Source organism: Segatella salivae F0493, assembly GCF_000477535.1.
GTDB lineage: Bacteria > Bacteroidota > Bacteroidia > Bacteroidales > Bacteroidaceae > Prevotella > Prevotella salivae.
The window spans coordinates 143,698-158,680 of sequence record NZ_AWGW01000025.1 but is presented as its reverse complement, the minus strand read 5'-3'; the positions used below and the strand labels follow the sequence as shown (position 1 = coordinate 158,680).

Sequence of the window (14,983 nt, the reverse complement as noted above, 5' to 3'; positions counted from 1 at the left end):
CTTCATTTCCACGGCTAACTATTTCCCTCTCTCTTCGGAGAACCATAGGTCGCTGTTCGTGAAGTCTGCGAAACGAGGAAAGCAAAGGGCTGGGGGTGAGGCTTTATTTCCCTCTCCCCATTCCACGAAGTAACTGCGGATGAGGCTGAAAATCGCTGGTGTCTCGGCTTTGTTTGCCTTACACCATTTCCCCTTTCACTATCAACCACGCCACCCTCACAATTGTTTCATCTCGCAACTGCGTTGGTATTGCGCCATTATCCCAATGGATGAATTTCGCAATATAAATGCCCTCATGTTGCAACTCGGTACGAGTTGTTCCTTTGATAGCCCGGGGTTGGCGAGGAACGAGCCTACCCCGGGTAAACATTTGCATGGAGATTCAACGCCGTAGGTGTTGAGCTTTTTCTATGAAGGCATTGTTATAATGAAACATTTCATGGCGGATTACGCTTAGAAAGCGTAACACCTATGGCGTTGTTCCCACAAATTATACGCTAACCCAGGGTAGCCTGCGCTATCGTTTGGCAACCCTGGGCTATCAAAAACGCAACACCTACGGCGTTGAAACGTTCATTTCATAATACAATTAACGCTAAAATGCACCAATATTTCAATGGATACATCTACTATGATGAATGCTCTCACCACGCAACTCCGTCGGTGTTATGTCTATCTTCTAATGAGCGTATTTGTCATTATGAATATTTCCAACCCGTGACATCGTATGTATTATGATGATTACTCAATGAATGTGTTTAACATTGTGACTGTTCTCATGGGGCAACTCGGTACGAGTTGTGTTTTTGATAGCCCGGGGTTGGCGAGGGACGAGCCTACCCCAGGTCAACGTTCGCAAGGAGATTCAGCGCCGTAGGTGTTGAGCTTTTTCTATGAAGGCACGCTTATAATGAAACCTTTTATGGCGGATTAATCAAAAAAAGCACAACACCTATGGCGTTGTTCCACGCACAACATACGTTAACCCAGGGTAGCCTACACTATCGTTTGGCAACCCTGGGCTATCAAAAGCGCAACACCTACGGCGTTGAAACGTGCATTTTGTAAAACAATTGATGCCAATATGCGAATAAATAAATGCCCAAATGTACCATTATTTCAATGGATACATCTACCATATGAATGCGCTCACCATGCAACGCCGTAGTTGTTATGTCTATCTTCTAATGAGCGTATTTGTCATTATGAATATTTCCAACCCGCAACATCGTGTGTATAATGATGATTACTCAATGAATGTGTTTAACATTGTGAATGTTCTCATCTCGCAACTCGGTACGAGTTGTGTTTTTGATAGCCCGGGGTTAGCAAGGAACGAGCCTACCCCAGGTAAACGACCGCAAGGAGATTCAACGCCGTAGGTGTTGAGCTTTTTCTGTGAAGGCATGCTACCAATGAAACTTTTTATGGCGGATTAATCCGAAAAAACTCAACACCTACGGCGTTGTTCCCCACAAACCACACACTAACCCAGGGTAGCCTGCACTATCGTTTGGCAACCCTGGGCTATCAAAAGCGCAACACCTACGGCGTTGAAACATGTATTTTCCGATACAATTTCTTTCGTATTACAACATGATTTACGGGCTTGTCACGTGGAAATAAACATTATCAACAACATGGGGTTAAATGATTTGTCAAACGATATGCATCGAGGCATAATTCAATATCCAATACCTTATGCAACAATTTGTACCATTTTATACGATAATTCATGTCATTTCATCGTGTAAAACGCGGCATATTACGCGATGATTTACATTGAATCATTTTACGCTTTATTATCAACCATATCACCATCCACAATCAACCCTCAAATAACCTCCTCCATTTCCATGGCTAATTACTCCCCTCCCTCTTCGGGGAACCATAGGTCGCTGTTCGTGAAGCTTGCGAAACGAGGAAAGCAAAGGGCTGGGGGTGAGGCTGAAAGGCGCTGGTGTCTCGGCTTTGTTTGCCTTACATTATTTTACGCTTTATTATCAACATCATCGTCACTCCTAAATAACCCCCAAACAACTCCCTTCATTTCCATGGCTAATTACTCCCCTCTCTCTTCGGAGAGGGGTTGGGGGAGAGGCTTTATTTCTCCCATTCCATCCCCCCAACAAAAAGGAAAGGTCGGGCATTTTCATGCCCGACCTTTTGTTATATCTATGAAAGAATGGTTTATTCTTGTGGCAACATCACAACGGTAATCTTGCTTCCAGATGCTAAGAAAGCTTTAACGAATGCAGAAACACTTTCAGGCGTCTGTGCCTCGACAAGTTTCTTATAGTCTGTATAAGTATCAATTCCGAGCTTATCATAGTTATGAATTGTGCCATTCCAGAAGCCGTTGGTCTTTACTTTGTCGTCGATTTGCTTCAACATCAAGGTCTTTACCTTTGCCAACATCTCTGGATTGCAAGACGTTGCAAGCTTGTTTGCCTCGTCAGTCATAATCTTTAAGGCAATCTCTCGCTTCTCTGGCTTCATTGGGCAAACACCAATCATCTGGTAAGACTTATAGCCATCATCTGATAAAGAGGCTCCAGAATATGCACCACATGAGTAAGCTGCGCTCGCTTCTTCACGTATTTCTTTCAAATAAATCATTGAAAGCACCTGACCAGCCATATCCATTTGGATGCTCTTTTCAAGTGTAAACGGAAGGTTTTCGTTATGCCATACCATGTAAGCATTGGCCTTTGGTGTCTCCATCTTACGTGTAAAGATGTTCTCAATCTGGCCAGTTACCATCTTACTTTCACGTTTAGAAGCGACATTGTTTGCCTTTGCTGGCAAGGCGCCGAGATACTTACAGATGAGCGGACGGATAGTATTCTCGTCGTAGTTTCCTATGATCATGAACTCCCATCCACGTGCACTTGCGGTGCGTTCTTTAGCCATTTGCAGGATGCGGTCATAGTTAATGTCTTTCAAATCCTTGTAAACCAGCGGGGCAAGTCTTGGATTATGTCCGTAGAGTGTAGCCGTAAGAGAGTCACTAAAGGCTGTTTCGGGAGAGAGATCTCTATTCTTTAATCCTACTTCATATTGCTGAATGAGCGTATTATAGGCATCGTTGTCCTTCTTTATATTAGTGAAATAGAGATAAACCATTTGCAACATGGTTTCTACATCCTTAGGTGTTGCACTACCACTGATGCCCATTTTGCGTTCGCCCATAGTCAGATTAGCGTTTGCAATCTTGCCTGCGAGTGCCTTTTGGAGTTCAGTACTTGAGAAGTTTCCAAGGCCACTGATGCCTATAACGTCATTAAATGTAGTGAAGTTTGCAAAGTCTTTCAAGCCATAGGTGGTTGAACCACTGCCTCCATTGCCATTCAAGAGCACCTGATCTTTCTTGAAGTCGGTCTTCTTTAGAATGACTTTCACGCCATTGGAGAGTTCAAGTGTAGTGTAATCAAACTTCTTGCTCTTGGTTTCTTTTTTGATTTTACCAGCTTGAGGCAATTGTTTGATGAGCGGTTCGTTCTTAACATTGTCAACGTATGCCGTGATTTGTTCTGCACGTGCAGCCTTTATAGCGCCGAGTAACTGTTGTTTTGTTGGATAAACATTACCTTCTTTCTCGTTGTTAAAGTTGATAATGACCATGTTACTGTCGTTACTTGGGATGAGTTCTTTAATCTGTTGGTTCACTGCTTCGAGTGGAATCATCGGCACAAGTTGCTTCATTGTCTGATATGTATAATCGATATCAGGGATTGGTTCGTTGTTTAAGAAGTTGCCAAGATACTGTGAAAAGAAGTGTGAATTGTATCGTTTGTCCTTGTTACTATATTGCTTATCCAAGCCACTTAGATAGCTTTCTTTGAATCGATTGTATTCTGTTGGAGTGAAACCAAACTCCGCTGCGCGGCGCGCTACTATCATTGCAGCCTTCAAAGCGTCTGCCGTTTGGCTAATATCTTTAGGAGAAGCGCTGATGGAAAAAGCGTCTTTAGTCTTAGCAAAGATATAATCTCCATCACCAGCTTGGGCACCTATGAATGGACAATCAGCCTTTTGAGCGGCTTCTGCGTATCGATTGTTCAGCATAGTAGCTACAGCTGCGTTCACAAAACCATAGACAAGATAGTTCACTGTGCCTTTAAGTGAATCGGGGAATACGTCATGTTTGAACATCACTTCAACGCTGGAGCTTTGCTCTTCCTTATCTTTGTCTATAACAACTATAGGCTCTGCGTTGTCTGGAACAGGCTCTTCTATGATAGGAGCTTCGTTATCTGGGTTCTTAATTCCACCGAAAAGTTTCTTTATTTGGGCTTCAACCTTGTCAACATCTACATTACCTATGATGATCAAACCTTGGTGATCAGGATGGTACCACTTATGATAATAGTCGACAAGTTCTTTGCGTTTAAAGTTATCTACGACGCTCATTAGTCCTATAGGATAACGCAAACCATATTTACTTCCAGGGTAAAGAGCGGGTAAGTTACGCTCAAACATTCGACTCGAAGCACTTGTACGGAGACGCCATTCCTCATGAATAACACCACGTTCATTTTCGATTTCCTTCTGATCGAGTGTCAAACCAGTAGACCAGTCGCGTAGAATGATAAGACAAGTATCAATAGCTCCGGGTCTTTGTGTAGGCACATTGTCTATATTATAGACTGTTTGATCAATACTGGTATAGGCATTTAAGTCTGCACCGAATTCTATTCCATTTGCCCGACACCATTCAATGAGGCTGTTACCCTTAAAGTGATCCGAGCCATTAAAAGCCATATGCTCTAAGAAATGGGCTAAACCTCTCTGGCTTTCTTCCTCTTGTATCGAGCCAACCTTTTGCGCAATGTAGAAGTTTGCGCGGTTTTCCGGCCAGTTGTTGTGGCGGATGTAATAGGTAAGTCCATTCGAAAGCTTACCTATTCTGACATCTTTGTCTACTGGAATCGCCATCTGTAGCTGCGCCTGAGCATTGCCAGCGAGCGTTAACAGCACTGCAACCAATAAATTCTTAAGTTTCATTTATAAGTGTTTTTGTTAATAAATAATCGATATGTCAAGTCAACCGACGAGCTGATGTGAATCGTTTTGCCGATTAACTCCATTGTAGAAAATCAGTACAAAGATAGTATAAATAATGTATCGTTGTACAATTTATAAAGATTTTTTTTGATTTTTGTAAGTAAATAAAAATCCTTCATCCCACTTCTCCATTCATATTGAATAAGAAAAGGTGGGATAAAGGATTATATTTTGATTTTGTTTCGTAAAAGAAACTTATTTTTTCATCGCCAGCGCTGCACTGGTTTTCTCTGTATATTGTGGTAAATTGATGGTTGACTTGCCTTTGATATCCTCAACATTACTACCTACAAAGAAGGTGTAAGTGCCTGCATCAGCCAACCATTGATTGTTCGTTTCATCATAACTTGCAAGATCTCTCACCTCAAGCACCATTTGCAGCGTCTGCGATTCGCCGGGCTTCAACACACGTGTCTTGGCAAACGCCTTGAGCTCTTTGGCCGGTTTTTCGAGTCGTCCCTTAGGAGCTGCGACATAAACTTGGGCAACTTCCTTTCCCGCTACACTGCCGGTGTTCTTCACATTGACTGAAACCACGAGCTTGTTTCCATTGCGTTTCACGGTCATTCCATGATATTCGAACGTCGTATAACTAAGTCCATACCCGAAAGGATAAGCCACTTGACGATGGAAAGTGTCGAAGAATCGGTAGCCAATCCAAATGCCTTCTTCGTGCTTTGTGAAGCTTCTTGTAGGAATAGGTGCCCCACCAGAGCCCAGGTTTTCATACGTAAAGAGGTCTATATCCTGTGGAAAGTTCTTCGTAGATGGGTGATCTGTGGCTGCAAGAGGCCAGGTCATAGTGAGTCTTCCAGATGGACATATCTTACCAGTCAATATATCTGCCACGCTGTTTCCACCCTCTTCGCCAGGCTGCCATGCTAAAAGAATGGCGTCTGGATAGGCACTCCAGCTTGTTGTTTCTATCACCGAACCTGAGTTTATGACAACAATCACAGGCTTATTTTCGCCATGATAGGCGGTAGAAACATCCTGAATCATCTTCATTTCCTGTGGGGTGAGGTTAAATTCTCCGTCTATCTTTCGGTCGATTCCCTCTCCTGCCTGACGCGAAATCGTGATGATTGCCATGTCAGACTGCTTTAGTTGTTTCTTCAAAAGCTCGTGAGTGATGTCTATTTCGGGCATCTTTTGGTCGCCCATCAATGGTGCTTCGAACCAACGATAACCCGAACGATCGGCTTCAAACTTAAGTTTTGCATAGTCAATATACTTTTTATAGATCTCCGTTAGGTCGGAAGTAGTTTCGATTCCAACATTCTTCAGCCCCTGAACAAGGTCTATAATATAAGGTGTATGCACGCAACCAGAACCTACTCCGCCTGAAAGGAAGTTATAAGAGCCTGTGCCATAGAGTGACACGCGCGTCGGTTTCTTCGTCTTTCCCCCAAGAGGCAGCACACCATTGTTCTTCAACAACACCATGCCTTCATCTGCAACTTCTCGGCTTACGATAGCGTTCGCCTTGAGATTTGGGTTGTTATCGGCCTTATACCCATTGAAATGAGGAGTCAAAACAATATATTCGAGCATGCGACGCACGCACTTATCCACGTCTTCCATACTCAGTTTACCTTGCTTTACGCCTTCAACAATATCCGTAATCTGCTCTTTACTCCCCGGCTCTAACAAGTCGTTACCAGCCTTTACCTCATTAATTGTGTAGAGACCTGCCTGCTCTCGCTTACCACACCAGTCTGTCATGACGATGCCTTTAAAGCCCCAATCGTCGCGAAGTACTTTGGTTAGGAGGTCATGATTGGCTTGAGCGAAGACCCCATTAATGCGATTATACGATGACATTACAGTCCAAGGATGACTCTCTCTCACGGCAATTTCAAAGCCACGTAGATAGATTTCGCGAGCTGCACGCGGTGAAACAATCTCGTCAACAAACGTTCTGTTCGTCTCTTGTGAGTTCACTGCGAAGTGCTTTATGCTTACTCCTGCACCCTCATTCTGCACACCTTTGACATAGCCCGAAGCGATTTTACCCGTCAAAAGAGGGTCTTCGCTGTAGTATTCAAAGTTTCTTCCGCACAAAGGATTACGGTGAATGTTCATTCCCGGACCAAGAATCACATCACAATTATAGGCTTTTACTTCGCTGCCTATAGCCTTTCCAACCTTAAAAGCGAGTTCCGTGTTCCACGTAGCAGCAATACATGAGCCCACAGGAAAGCCCGTTGCATAGAACGTTTTGTTGGTTTCTGGCCTCGTGGGATTAATGCGAACACCAGCCGGTCCGTCTGTAAGAATGGTCTCAGGAATACCAAGTCGCGGGATAGCTATCGTCGAACCTGCCGCTCCCGGCACTGTATGCGAGGAGTTACCCGCCACAGCTGTGGTCGACCAAAAGTCGTATTCGCCTCCTACAAGTAGTGAGGCTTTCTCTTCAAGTGTCATGGCTTGCAACACCTTCTCAATGTTGTCTTTCGACAACTTCGGTGTTTGTGCCGTTGCTGTAATGCTCATTGTCATTGCTAATGCTAACGTTTTAATTTTCATATTAGGCTGTTATTAGGTTTGTTTCGTTTCATTCAGCGGGGATAATCCAATCTATCCGCAATTTATTTCGTATGACAAAGATATAAAATTCTTATGAAGCAATCCTACAACCAAACGTTAAATTCTATGCCTTCAATAACATATTATGCCATAGAAAATAACAAACCTTACACTTATGCTATTCATGTTATCCTCCATTTCCCCTTTATTAGCGCGCAAGGTGAGGTTATTGATGGATTGCTTGCATAGAAATAAAGCCTCACCCCCAGCCCTTTTGCAGAATAGAGAATGGGAAACAAAGCCTCACCCCCAGCCCCTCTCCGAAGAGAGAGGGGAGTGGTTAGCCATGGAAATGGAGGAATTGGTTATGGGGTTATTTAGGGGTGGTGATGTTGTTGATAATGAAGGGTAAAATGATTTGAGGCAAATCATTGCGTAATTTGCCGCATTTTACACGATGAAATGACGCAGATTATCGCGTGAAATGGTGCAAATTGTTGCACGAGGTATTGGATATTAAATTACGCCCCGATACATATTGTTTCACAAATTATTTGAATCAACGTCGTAGATAATGGTTATTTCCGCGTGACAAGCTATTAAATCAAGTTGTAAGACGAAACAAATCGTATCGAAAAATGCATATTTCAACGCCGTAGGTGTTGCGCTTTTGATAGCCCAGGGTTGCCAAACGATAGTGCAGGCTACCCTGGGTTAACGTATGGTTTGCGGGGAACAACGCCGTAGGTGTTACGCTTTCTAAGCGTAATCCACCATGAAATGTTTCATTATAACAATGCCTTCATAGAAAAAGCTCAACACCTACGGCGTTGAATCTCCTTGCGAACGCTCACCCGGGGTAGGCTCGTTCCTCGCTAACCCCGGGCTATCAAAAACACAACTCGTACCGAGTTGCGAGATGAGAACATTCACAATGTTAAACACATTCATCGAGTAAGCATCATAATACATACGATGTTGCGGGTTGGAAATATTCATAATGACAAATACGCTCATTAGAAGATAGACATAACACCTACGGCGTTGCATGATGAGCGCACTCATCATAGTGGATATATCCATTGAAATATTGGCATATTTTGCTCTTTATTATTCGTATGTTGGCGTTAATTGTATTATGAAATGCACGTTTCAACGCCGTAGGTGTTGCGCCTTTGATAGCCCAGGGTTGCCAAACCATAGTGCAGGCTACCCTGCGTTAACGTATGTTGTGCGGGGAACAACGCCGTAGGTGTTGCGCTTTCTTTCACTATTCAGCCGTTAAATTCGTTGTTATATTTATGTTTCTTGCTAATAACCATTTGAAAAATACTTTGTTTTTCTATTAATTTACTATGGTTTGAAAGCATGTTTTAGGCTCAAATGGAGAGGAGATGAGAGGCTGAATGCTTAGCACATAGAAATTGTTATCACTAAAAGGATGAGCCAAAAGAGTAGGCCAATGACCGCATTGAGAGCCCGATTGCTAAAATATTCGGGGTTACGTGGGAAGACATCTGTATCTATAACTTTGATATCTTCAGCGGAAACCATGTCTTGAATGGCCTCTTCGTGGGAACATCCTTCAGCTTTCAGCATTTCAAGAATATGCTGTTGATGCGCATTTAAGTGTGTAAAGGCCTTGCGATTGCGTTCATCTTGTTGATTTTTCCATGTGATAAAAGCCTCTCTGTAAGGCCTGTTCGCATGGTCGAGCAATGGGGCATTGACCATGAATGCATGATAGCTATACGGCTCATTCAATAGGAATCGGTGGATGAAATAGCGCCATGTGGCTCCTGTATGAATAGTAATCAGGCGGATGAAAAGCCAAAAGATGGATGAAAGAAACGTTGAAATCATTTGTAGAAGAATGGATATCGATGAATGGAATGGCTTAGATGAAGTCGTTTCCCTTCTTGATTTGCACTTCGGCAACATACTTTCGGATGAGTGCCGAAGAGTCTTCTTTCTTGCAAATGAGCAATACATTTCCCTCTTCTGCAACGATATAACCATCCAATCCACTGACAACAGCAAATCGATCTTTGGGGACTTTGATAATGTTATTATGCGAATTTTCTAAGTGAACGTCGGAGTTGATGACCACGTTATCGTCATCTGCCTTCTGCATGGCTTCGTAAATGCCGTGCCAAGTGCCCATATCGGCCCAGCCAAAATCACATTTTTTCAGGTAAACATGGTCCGACTTTTCGAGTATACTGTAATCAATTGAGACGTTAGGATAGGAGGGAAAGTTCTCTTTCATATAGGCGTCTTCGGCAGAAATGGTCCATTCGGGGTTATCTTTATCAAAGTTTCGCAGCACAGCCGGTAGGTGTTGACAAAGACTTTCCTTTAAGAATTTGACGTTAGAAAGGAAGATTCCCGTGTTCCAATACCATTCCCCACTCTCCATTAACATATGAGCAAACTCGCGTTCTGGCTTTTCTATAAACGATTTTACATTGAAAATATCGTCTTGTCCGCTGTGTTCACCAATTTGAACGTAGCCATATCCTGGTTCGGGTCGTGAGGGTTTAACGCCCATAGTCAATAAACAGTCGTTGTCACGAACAAAAGACAAGGCCTCCAAGAGGTCGTTTTTAAACACTTCTTCGTTAAGAACGGTCTGGTCAGATGGTGCAACAACCAAGCAAGCTTTAGGGTTAATGTGAGCAATTCTGTGGTTGGCCCATGCCACACTTGGTGCTGTATTGCGATAGATTGGCTCTGCCATGATGTGGTCATCAGATACATGTGGCAATTGCTGATGAACCAAATCAAGATAGGTTTCGTTGGTGTTGATGAAGATATTTGCTTGAGGAAGTATCTTTGAAAAGCGGTCGTAAGCTTGTTGAAGCTGTGTACGTCCCACGCCAAAAAAATCAATGAATTGTTTCGGAAGGTGCTCTCTACTGCATGGCCAGAGTCTACGTCCTTTACCACCTGCAAGAATAACACAGTAGAAGTCGGTTAAGGTATTGTGCATTGTCAGTTTCTTTATCTCCTACGAAGATATGAAATTAAAACAGAACGACAAAGCCTTTTTACTTTTTTATGGATTCCTTACACAAAAAGAACACTTTTATAACCAAAATATTTGGTAGTTTCGAAATTATATGTACCTTTGCATCGTCTTATAAAATGGCCATGCCCAGATGGCGGAATCGGTAGACGCGCTGGTCTCAAACACCAGTGGAGCAATCCATCCCGGTTCGATCCCGGGTCTGGGTACCACAAATCCCTTGTAAGTCTTTGATTTATAAGGGATTTTTCTTTTTCAGCATGTACTAAAAGTGTACTATATAACAATATAATGAGAAAGGTATACTTTTATAGTTTCTCGCCACTCAGATTTATATTTAATTAACGACAACTCTTCCCTTTTATTCTGTTTATTTCCCTTTCTTGGCTTTTTCTCCAACGAATGCCCTATCTTTGTAAACAATACCTATCTTAGAAAATTGTAAAAATGGAAAATGACAATCTAAAGATACAGCTTGACAGTATTCAACGAATATTAAGCTATTGCATTACTCAGACCAACGATGTGCTCATTGGAAATATTCTGAGGAAGAAAGGTTGCATCAACAATATACAGTTCAAAGAGATTTTGCAAAAAGAATATATCCGAATAACCGATGAACTATCTTCCATTTATCTGAATCATCCTGCTCTTGCATGTGTAGAGGAATATTACAACGATGATGACTTTTTGTGGGAAAGTACTTTCTTTGAATCACTGACCAAAGAACAAAAACAGAAATATATCTCCTTCTCCGTATCTTCATTTGAATATGCGAAATACATTGAGACACACACCTTATATAATGATGTCCTGCCGATGTTCTCGTATCTTGTTGATGCAATTCTATATGAACGATACGCAAAATATCTCATGGCAGAAATAGAACGAATTGAATTGACAGAGGTACAAACCGATCGGTCTCGCTCTTCTGTCTTGGTAAACGATGAACCATGTGAGCAGAAAAAGAAACCTGTCATCGTTGGTAAAGGAACAAATCTATTTCAATCTGATTTTACAGACGAGCAAATTGAGATTCTTACCGCTTGCATCAACGAAATTCAATTATTTACAACTTGCATATCTTCCAAGATACTCAAAGACTTCTTTGCTTGTAAGCTAAAAGGTGTTCTAAAATCAAATAACAACCGCCAGTTGGCATATCTCATGCAAAGCCTTAATCTTCGAAGGTTCATTACTGATGAATGGCAATCTGCGATTGCTCGTAATGAACTTGTCTTGGGGAAAACAAAAGATACACCACTGACACGCACCGACCTTTCCACCGCAACAGACCAAATCAATATGAAGCAACCGAAAGGATGGGAAACCATTGATAACTACATCAAACAACTGAAAAAAGGTTGAGCATAGGTTGATACCTCAAACATTGCTCAACGTCATTTACTTTTATCGTTTCTAATTTTGCCCTCGTTAACAAATAATTAACGAAGGTGCACCTTCATATTGTTTAATTTAAAATGTTTTCAATATGAGCAAGACATTAGAAACTCGAGTTGAAGAACTCGAACAAATGGTTTTCATGAATAAGAATGTGTTGAGCTTCGAAGAAGCCAGCAGGTTCTTAAACCTCTCTAAGAGTTATCTCTACAAACTCACATCAGGCAATCTGATACCGCATTACAAGCCACAGGGAAAGATGCTTTACTTTGAGAAAGCTGAGCTTGAGGCGTGGCTACGGCAGAATCCAATCAAAACTTCGGCACAAATAGCCCAAGAAGCCCAGCGATACATTATGGGTAATAAACCATTAATGCAGAAGTAAGGTTATGGAGAACGAGAAATTCATTCGAGTTGGCACAACCTTGTACAAGATTGTGAACCAACCTCGGCTTAATGGTGGTTTTGTCAAGAAGCGTATCGTATGGAACAATGAAACGCTACGACAGGACTATGGCAAGGATTTTATTGCCACCGTACCCAAGTATGACGGTTTCTGCACCGTACCAAGTCATGTGAACTATCAACCTATCGTTGATAAGTTCCTTAATCTCTATGAGCCGATAGACCATCAGCCTGTCGAGGGAGCTTTCCCTCATGTGGACTCATTGATACGCCACATCTTCGGGGAACAGTATGAAATGGGCATGGACTATCTGGAACTACTCTACCTTGACCCTGTTCAGAAACTACCCATCCTACTGATGGTATCTGAAGAGCGCAATACAGGCAAGAGTACGTTCCTAAACTTTCTCAAAGCCGTTTTCCAGAACAACGTAACCTTCAACACCAACGAGGACTTCCGTAGTCAGTTCAATGCAGATTGGGCAGGTAAACTGCTTATCGTTGTGGACGAAGTATTGCTCAACCGCAGAGAAGACAGTGAACGATTGAAGAATCTCAGCACAACGCTTTCTTACAAGGTGGAAGCCAAGGGAAAAGACCGAGACGAAATCTCCTTCTTTGCCAAGTTCGTGCTGTGTTCCAATAACGAGTTGCTCCCTGTCATTATAGACGTGGGAGAAACCCGATATTGGGTTAGGAAGATAGAACGCCTTAAAAGCGATGATACCGACTTTCTGCAAAAGCTGAAAGCCGAAATTCCAGCCTTTCTCTATTTCCTGCAGCACCGCCCCTTATCTACCCAAAAGGAAAGTCGCATGTGGTTTGCGCCTCAACTGACCTTTACGCCAGCTCTGCAGCGCATCATCCGCAGCAATCGCAACAAGTTGGAGCTTGAGTTGGCTGAACTCTGTCTTGACATCATGGAAATGAACAATGTAGAGGAATTGTCCTTCTGCATCAATGACATGATGCCGCTCATGAGTAATACGCAGTGCAAATACGACAAGGGACAGATTAGGAGAATCGTACAGGATATTTGGAAACTGACTCCAGCGTCCAATACGCTGACTTACACTACCTATCAACTCAGCTACAATACTCCGCAGTATTATTCTCCCATCCGAAGGACAGGACGGTTTTATACAATCACCAAGGAGCAGCTCAAGAGTTTATAAACAATTTTATATCCATTATTTTGATGAAATGATGAATAAGCTATATAAAGTATTCAGTACAAGTCATTTGTGTTCTCATCTTTTACTCATCGTTAATATACTACTGATGAAAAAAGAAAAGGAAGGTATTTTTCTTTTTGTCAGCGATTCCATTTTGAAAAGTAGTATGATGAGGGCATGATGAGTTTTCAACTCTCTGATAACCATATAGATAAAAGCAATTTCATCAGTTCATCAAATTTATTATCAATTTAAATTTTACATAATCATGAATACTGAAAAAATAAAACAGATAAAGTTGCAGGACTTTCTTGCAGCAATGGGCTGTAAGCCTGTAAAACAGTATGGTGTCAACCTCATGTACCTCTCTCCACTCAGAACGGAAAAGCACGCATCGTTTAAGGTAAACACCGAACTCAATCTATGGTACGACTTCGGCATTGGCAAAGGTGGCAACATCATCGACCTTGCAGCGTTGCTCTACAACTTTTCGGACGTGTCGTATCTTATTCATCAGATAGAACGCAATGCGCCAAGCTGTGCGTCGGTCTGTCAGCCCATAGTCAAGTCGACTACACCACAGAACTCCTTTGAGCATCTACAAGTACTTCCTCTCACGCATCCTGCCCTTATCCAATATCTTGAGAAAAGATGCATCAACATAGAAATGGCCAAAACGGTGTGCAAGGAAATGCACTTTGATATTAGAGGTAAACATTACTTTGCTATTGGTTTGCCCAATATCTCTGGTGGGTATGAATTGCGCAATCCATTCTTCAAGGGATGCATGACGCCAAAAGATATCAGTCATTTCTGTATGGGAGAGCAGAAGAATGTATGTTTTCTTTTCGAGGGGTTTATGGACTTCCTATCATTCCTTACGATTCGAAGAAGGGAGAACAACGGACTGATACGCCAGGACTATATGGTGCTCAATTCTGTGGCGAATGTCCGTAAGTCATTAGAGCGTTTGTCGCACTATGACAAAGTACAATGCTTCTTGGATAATGATGATGCAGGACGGAAGGCATACCAAGAGTTGCTCACGGAACTAAAAATACCCGTCATTGACTCTTCAGGTCTATACGCTGACTGCAAGGATCTCAACGAGTTCCTTTGCCGTCAGGACAGTCTCCTGCAGAAGCCTGTTAGGGAACAACGAAGAGGGCTCAAGCCTTGAGACTTTCGTTCCTCTTGCCTACGGAGTTTTTATGGCAATAAAATGCCATAGCTCATTAGGGAATTTTTCGAGCTGCAATACAAGTAATGCTAAAAATTCCCAATGAGCCAAGGGCGTTACACCCCTCTGGACTCCCTGTTTCAAAAATCGGTACTTACATCATCTTGTCAAGTGGATGATGCAAGTACCTCTACAATG

The 14,983-nt window shown here is 42.4% G+C and carries 14 protein-coding genes and 1 tRNA gene; 9 read left to right on the top strand and 6 right to left on the bottom strand.

Annotation, left to right across the window (positions count from 1 at the left end):
- Positions 1 to 139 precede the first annotated feature (139 nt).
- The 3 genes from HMPREF9145_RS13735 to HMPREF9145_RS12930 all read left to right on the top strand — a co-directional run bounded on the left by HMPREF9145_RS13735 (position 140) and on the right by HMPREF9145_RS12930 (position 1,382).
- Entirely contained in the window at positions 140 to 394 is a 255-nt protein-coding gene (locus tag HMPREF9145_RS13735) for a hypothetical protein (RefSeq protein WP_196809765.1), read from the top strand.
- A 354-nt stretch (positions 395 to 748) separates the two neighbouring features.
- Positions 749 to 877, top strand: coding sequence for a hypothetical protein (locus HMPREF9145_RS14150; RefSeq protein ID WP_262502507.1), 129 nt, complete (start codon positions 749 to 751; stop codon positions 875 to 877).
- 229 nt (positions 878 to 1,106) lie between these two features.
- The gene (locus HMPREF9145_RS12930; protein WP_155945292.1) at positions 1,107 to 1,382 is read left to right on the top strand and encodes a tetrahydrofolate synthase; all 276 of its coding nucleotides are present in this window, start codon (positions 1,107 to 1,109) and stop codon (positions 1,380 to 1,382) included.
- A gap of 808 nt (positions 1,383 to 2,190) precedes the next feature.
- On the opposite strand, the gene HMPREF9145_RS08325 is transcribed toward HMPREF9145_RS12930, so the two are convergent.
- Positions 2,191 to 5,007 carry a M16 family metallopeptidase gene (locus HMPREF9145_RS08325; RefSeq protein WP_021825907.1) on the bottom strand — a complete coding sequence of 939 codons (2,817 nt, stop codon included), beginning with the start codon at positions 5,005 to 5,007 and terminating at the stop codon, positions 2,191 to 2,193.
- Positions 5,008 to 5,262: 255 nt separating this feature from the next.
- The gene (locus HMPREF9145_RS08320) at positions 5,263 to 7,596 is read right to left on the bottom strand and encodes a glycoside hydrolase family 3 C-terminal domain-containing protein (protein WP_021825976.1); all 2,334 of its coding nucleotides are present in this window, start codon (positions 7,594 to 7,596) and stop codon (positions 5,263 to 5,265) included.
- Between the two features lie 126 nt (positions 7,597 to 7,722).
- On the opposite strand from HMPREF9145_RS08320, the gene HMPREF9145_RS14145 reads away from it, so the two are divergent.
- The gene (locus HMPREF9145_RS14145) at positions 7,723 to 7,845 is read left to right on the top strand and encodes a hypothetical protein (RefSeq protein WP_262502506.1); all 123 of its coding nucleotides are present in this window, start codon (positions 7,723 to 7,725) and stop codon (positions 7,843 to 7,845) included.
- 573 nt (positions 7,846 to 8,418) lie between these two features.
- Here HMPREF9145_RS14145 and HMPREF9145_RS13490 read toward each other — a convergent pair.
- From HMPREF9145_RS13490 to HMPREF9145_RS08305, 4 genes are all read right to left on the bottom strand, one after another.
- Entirely contained in the window at positions 8,419 to 8,679 is a 261-nt protein-coding gene (locus HMPREF9145_RS13490; protein WP_155945291.1) for a tetrahydrofolate synthase, read from the bottom strand.
- 53 nt (positions 8,680 to 8,732) lie between these two features.
- Positions 8,733 to 8,867 carry a hypothetical protein gene (locus HMPREF9145_RS14140; RefSeq protein ID WP_021825815.1) on the bottom strand — a complete coding sequence of 45 codons (135 nt, stop codon included), beginning with the start codon at positions 8,865 to 8,867 and terminating at the stop codon, positions 8,733 to 8,735.
- Positions 8,868 to 9,006: 139 nt separating this feature from the next.
- Positions 9,007 to 9,459: a hypothetical protein gene (locus HMPREF9145_RS08310; RefSeq protein ID WP_021825902.1), complete on the bottom strand. Its 453-nt coding sequence runs from the start codon at positions 9,457 to 9,459 to the stop codon at positions 9,007 to 9,009.
- 34 nt (positions 9,460 to 9,493) lie between these two features.
- Positions 9,494 to 10,588 (bottom strand): mannose-1-phosphate guanylyltransferase, encoded by a 1,095-nt coding sequence (locus tag HMPREF9145_RS08305; RefSeq protein WP_021825965.1) that lies wholly within the window; start codon positions 10,586 to 10,588, stop codon positions 9,494 to 9,496.
- A 163-nt stretch (positions 10,589 to 10,751) separates the two neighbouring features.
- Between HMPREF9145_RS08305 and HMPREF9145_RS08300 the strand changes: the two genes are divergently transcribed.
- The 5 genes from HMPREF9145_RS08300 to HMPREF9145_RS08280 all read left to right on the top strand — a co-directional run bounded on the left by HMPREF9145_RS08300 (position 10,752) and on the right by HMPREF9145_RS08280 (position 14,785).
- Positions 10,752 to 10,836 (top strand) — tRNA-Leu (locus HMPREF9145_RS08300).
- Positions 10,837 to 11,071: 235 nt separating this feature from the next.
- The gene (locus HMPREF9145_RS08295) at positions 11,072 to 11,992 is read left to right on the top strand and encodes a hypothetical protein (RefSeq protein ID WP_021825805.1); all 921 of its coding nucleotides are present in this window, start codon (positions 11,072 to 11,074) and stop codon (positions 11,990 to 11,992) included.
- A gap of 124 nt (positions 11,993 to 12,116) precedes the next feature.
- Positions 12,117 to 12,410, top strand: a complete 294-nt coding sequence (locus HMPREF9145_RS08290; protein ID WP_021825999.1) for a helix-turn-helix domain-containing protein — start codon at positions 12,117 to 12,119, stop codon at positions 12,408 to 12,410.
- Between the two features lie 4 nt (positions 12,411 to 12,414).
- On the top strand, positions 12,415 to 13,605 hold the full coding sequence (locus HMPREF9145_RS08285; RefSeq protein WP_021825848.1) for a primase-helicase family protein: 1,191 nt from the start codon (positions 12,415 to 12,417) through the stop codon (positions 13,603 to 13,605).
- A gap of 268 nt (positions 13,606 to 13,873) precedes the next feature.
- Positions 13,874 to 14,785 (top strand): toprim domain-containing protein, encoded by a 912-nt coding sequence (locus HMPREF9145_RS08280; RefSeq protein ID WP_021825885.1) that lies wholly within the window; start codon positions 13,874 to 13,876, stop codon positions 14,783 to 14,785.
- Positions 14,786 to 14,983: the final 198 nt, after the last annotated feature.

Coding starts and splice junctions, on each gene's coding strand:
- HMPREF9145_RS13735 (WP_196809765.1), top strand. CDS start 140: ATGAGGCTGAAAATCGCTGGTGTCTCGGCTTTGTTTGCCTTACACCAT.
- HMPREF9145_RS14150 (WP_262502507.1), top strand. CDS start 749: ATGAATGTGTTTAACATTGTGACTGTTCTCATGGGGCAACTCGGTACG.
- HMPREF9145_RS12930 (WP_155945292.1), top strand. CDS start 1,107: ATGTACCATTATTTCAATGGATACATCTACCATATGAATGCGCTCACC.
- HMPREF9145_RS08325 (WP_021825907.1), bottom strand. CDS start 5,007: ATGAAACTTAAGAATTTATTGGTTGCAGTGCTGTTAACGCTCGCTGGC.
- HMPREF9145_RS08320 (WP_021825976.1), bottom strand. CDS start 7,596: ATGAAAATTAAAACGTTAGCATTAGCAATGACAATGAGCATTACAGCA.
- HMPREF9145_RS14145 (WP_262502506.1), top strand. CDS start 7,723: ATGCCTTCAATAACATATTATGCCATAGAAAATAACAAACCTTACACT.
- HMPREF9145_RS13490 (WP_155945291.1), bottom strand. CDS start 8,679: ATGGATATATCCACTATGATGAGTGCGCTCATCATGCAACGCCGTAGG.
- HMPREF9145_RS08310 (WP_021825902.1), bottom strand. CDS start 9,459: ATGATTTCAACGTTTCTTTCATCCATCTTTTGGCTTTTCATCCGCCTG.
- HMPREF9145_RS08305 (WP_021825965.1), bottom strand. CDS start 10,588: ATGCACAATACCTTAACCGACTTCTACTGTGTTATTCTTGCAGGTGGT.
- HMPREF9145_RS08295 (WP_021825805.1), top strand. CDS start 11,072: ATGGAAAATGACAATCTAAAGATACAGCTTGACAGTATTCAACGAATA.
- HMPREF9145_RS08290 (WP_021825999.1), top strand. CDS start 12,117: ATGAGCAAGACATTAGAAACTCGAGTTGAAGAACTCGAACAAATGGTT.
- HMPREF9145_RS08285 (WP_021825848.1), top strand. CDS start 12,415: ATGGAGAACGAGAAATTCATTCGAGTTGGCACAACCTTGTACAAGATT.
- HMPREF9145_RS08280 (WP_021825885.1), top strand. CDS start 13,874: ATGAATACTGAAAAAATAAAACAGATAAAGTTGCAGGACTTTCTTGCA.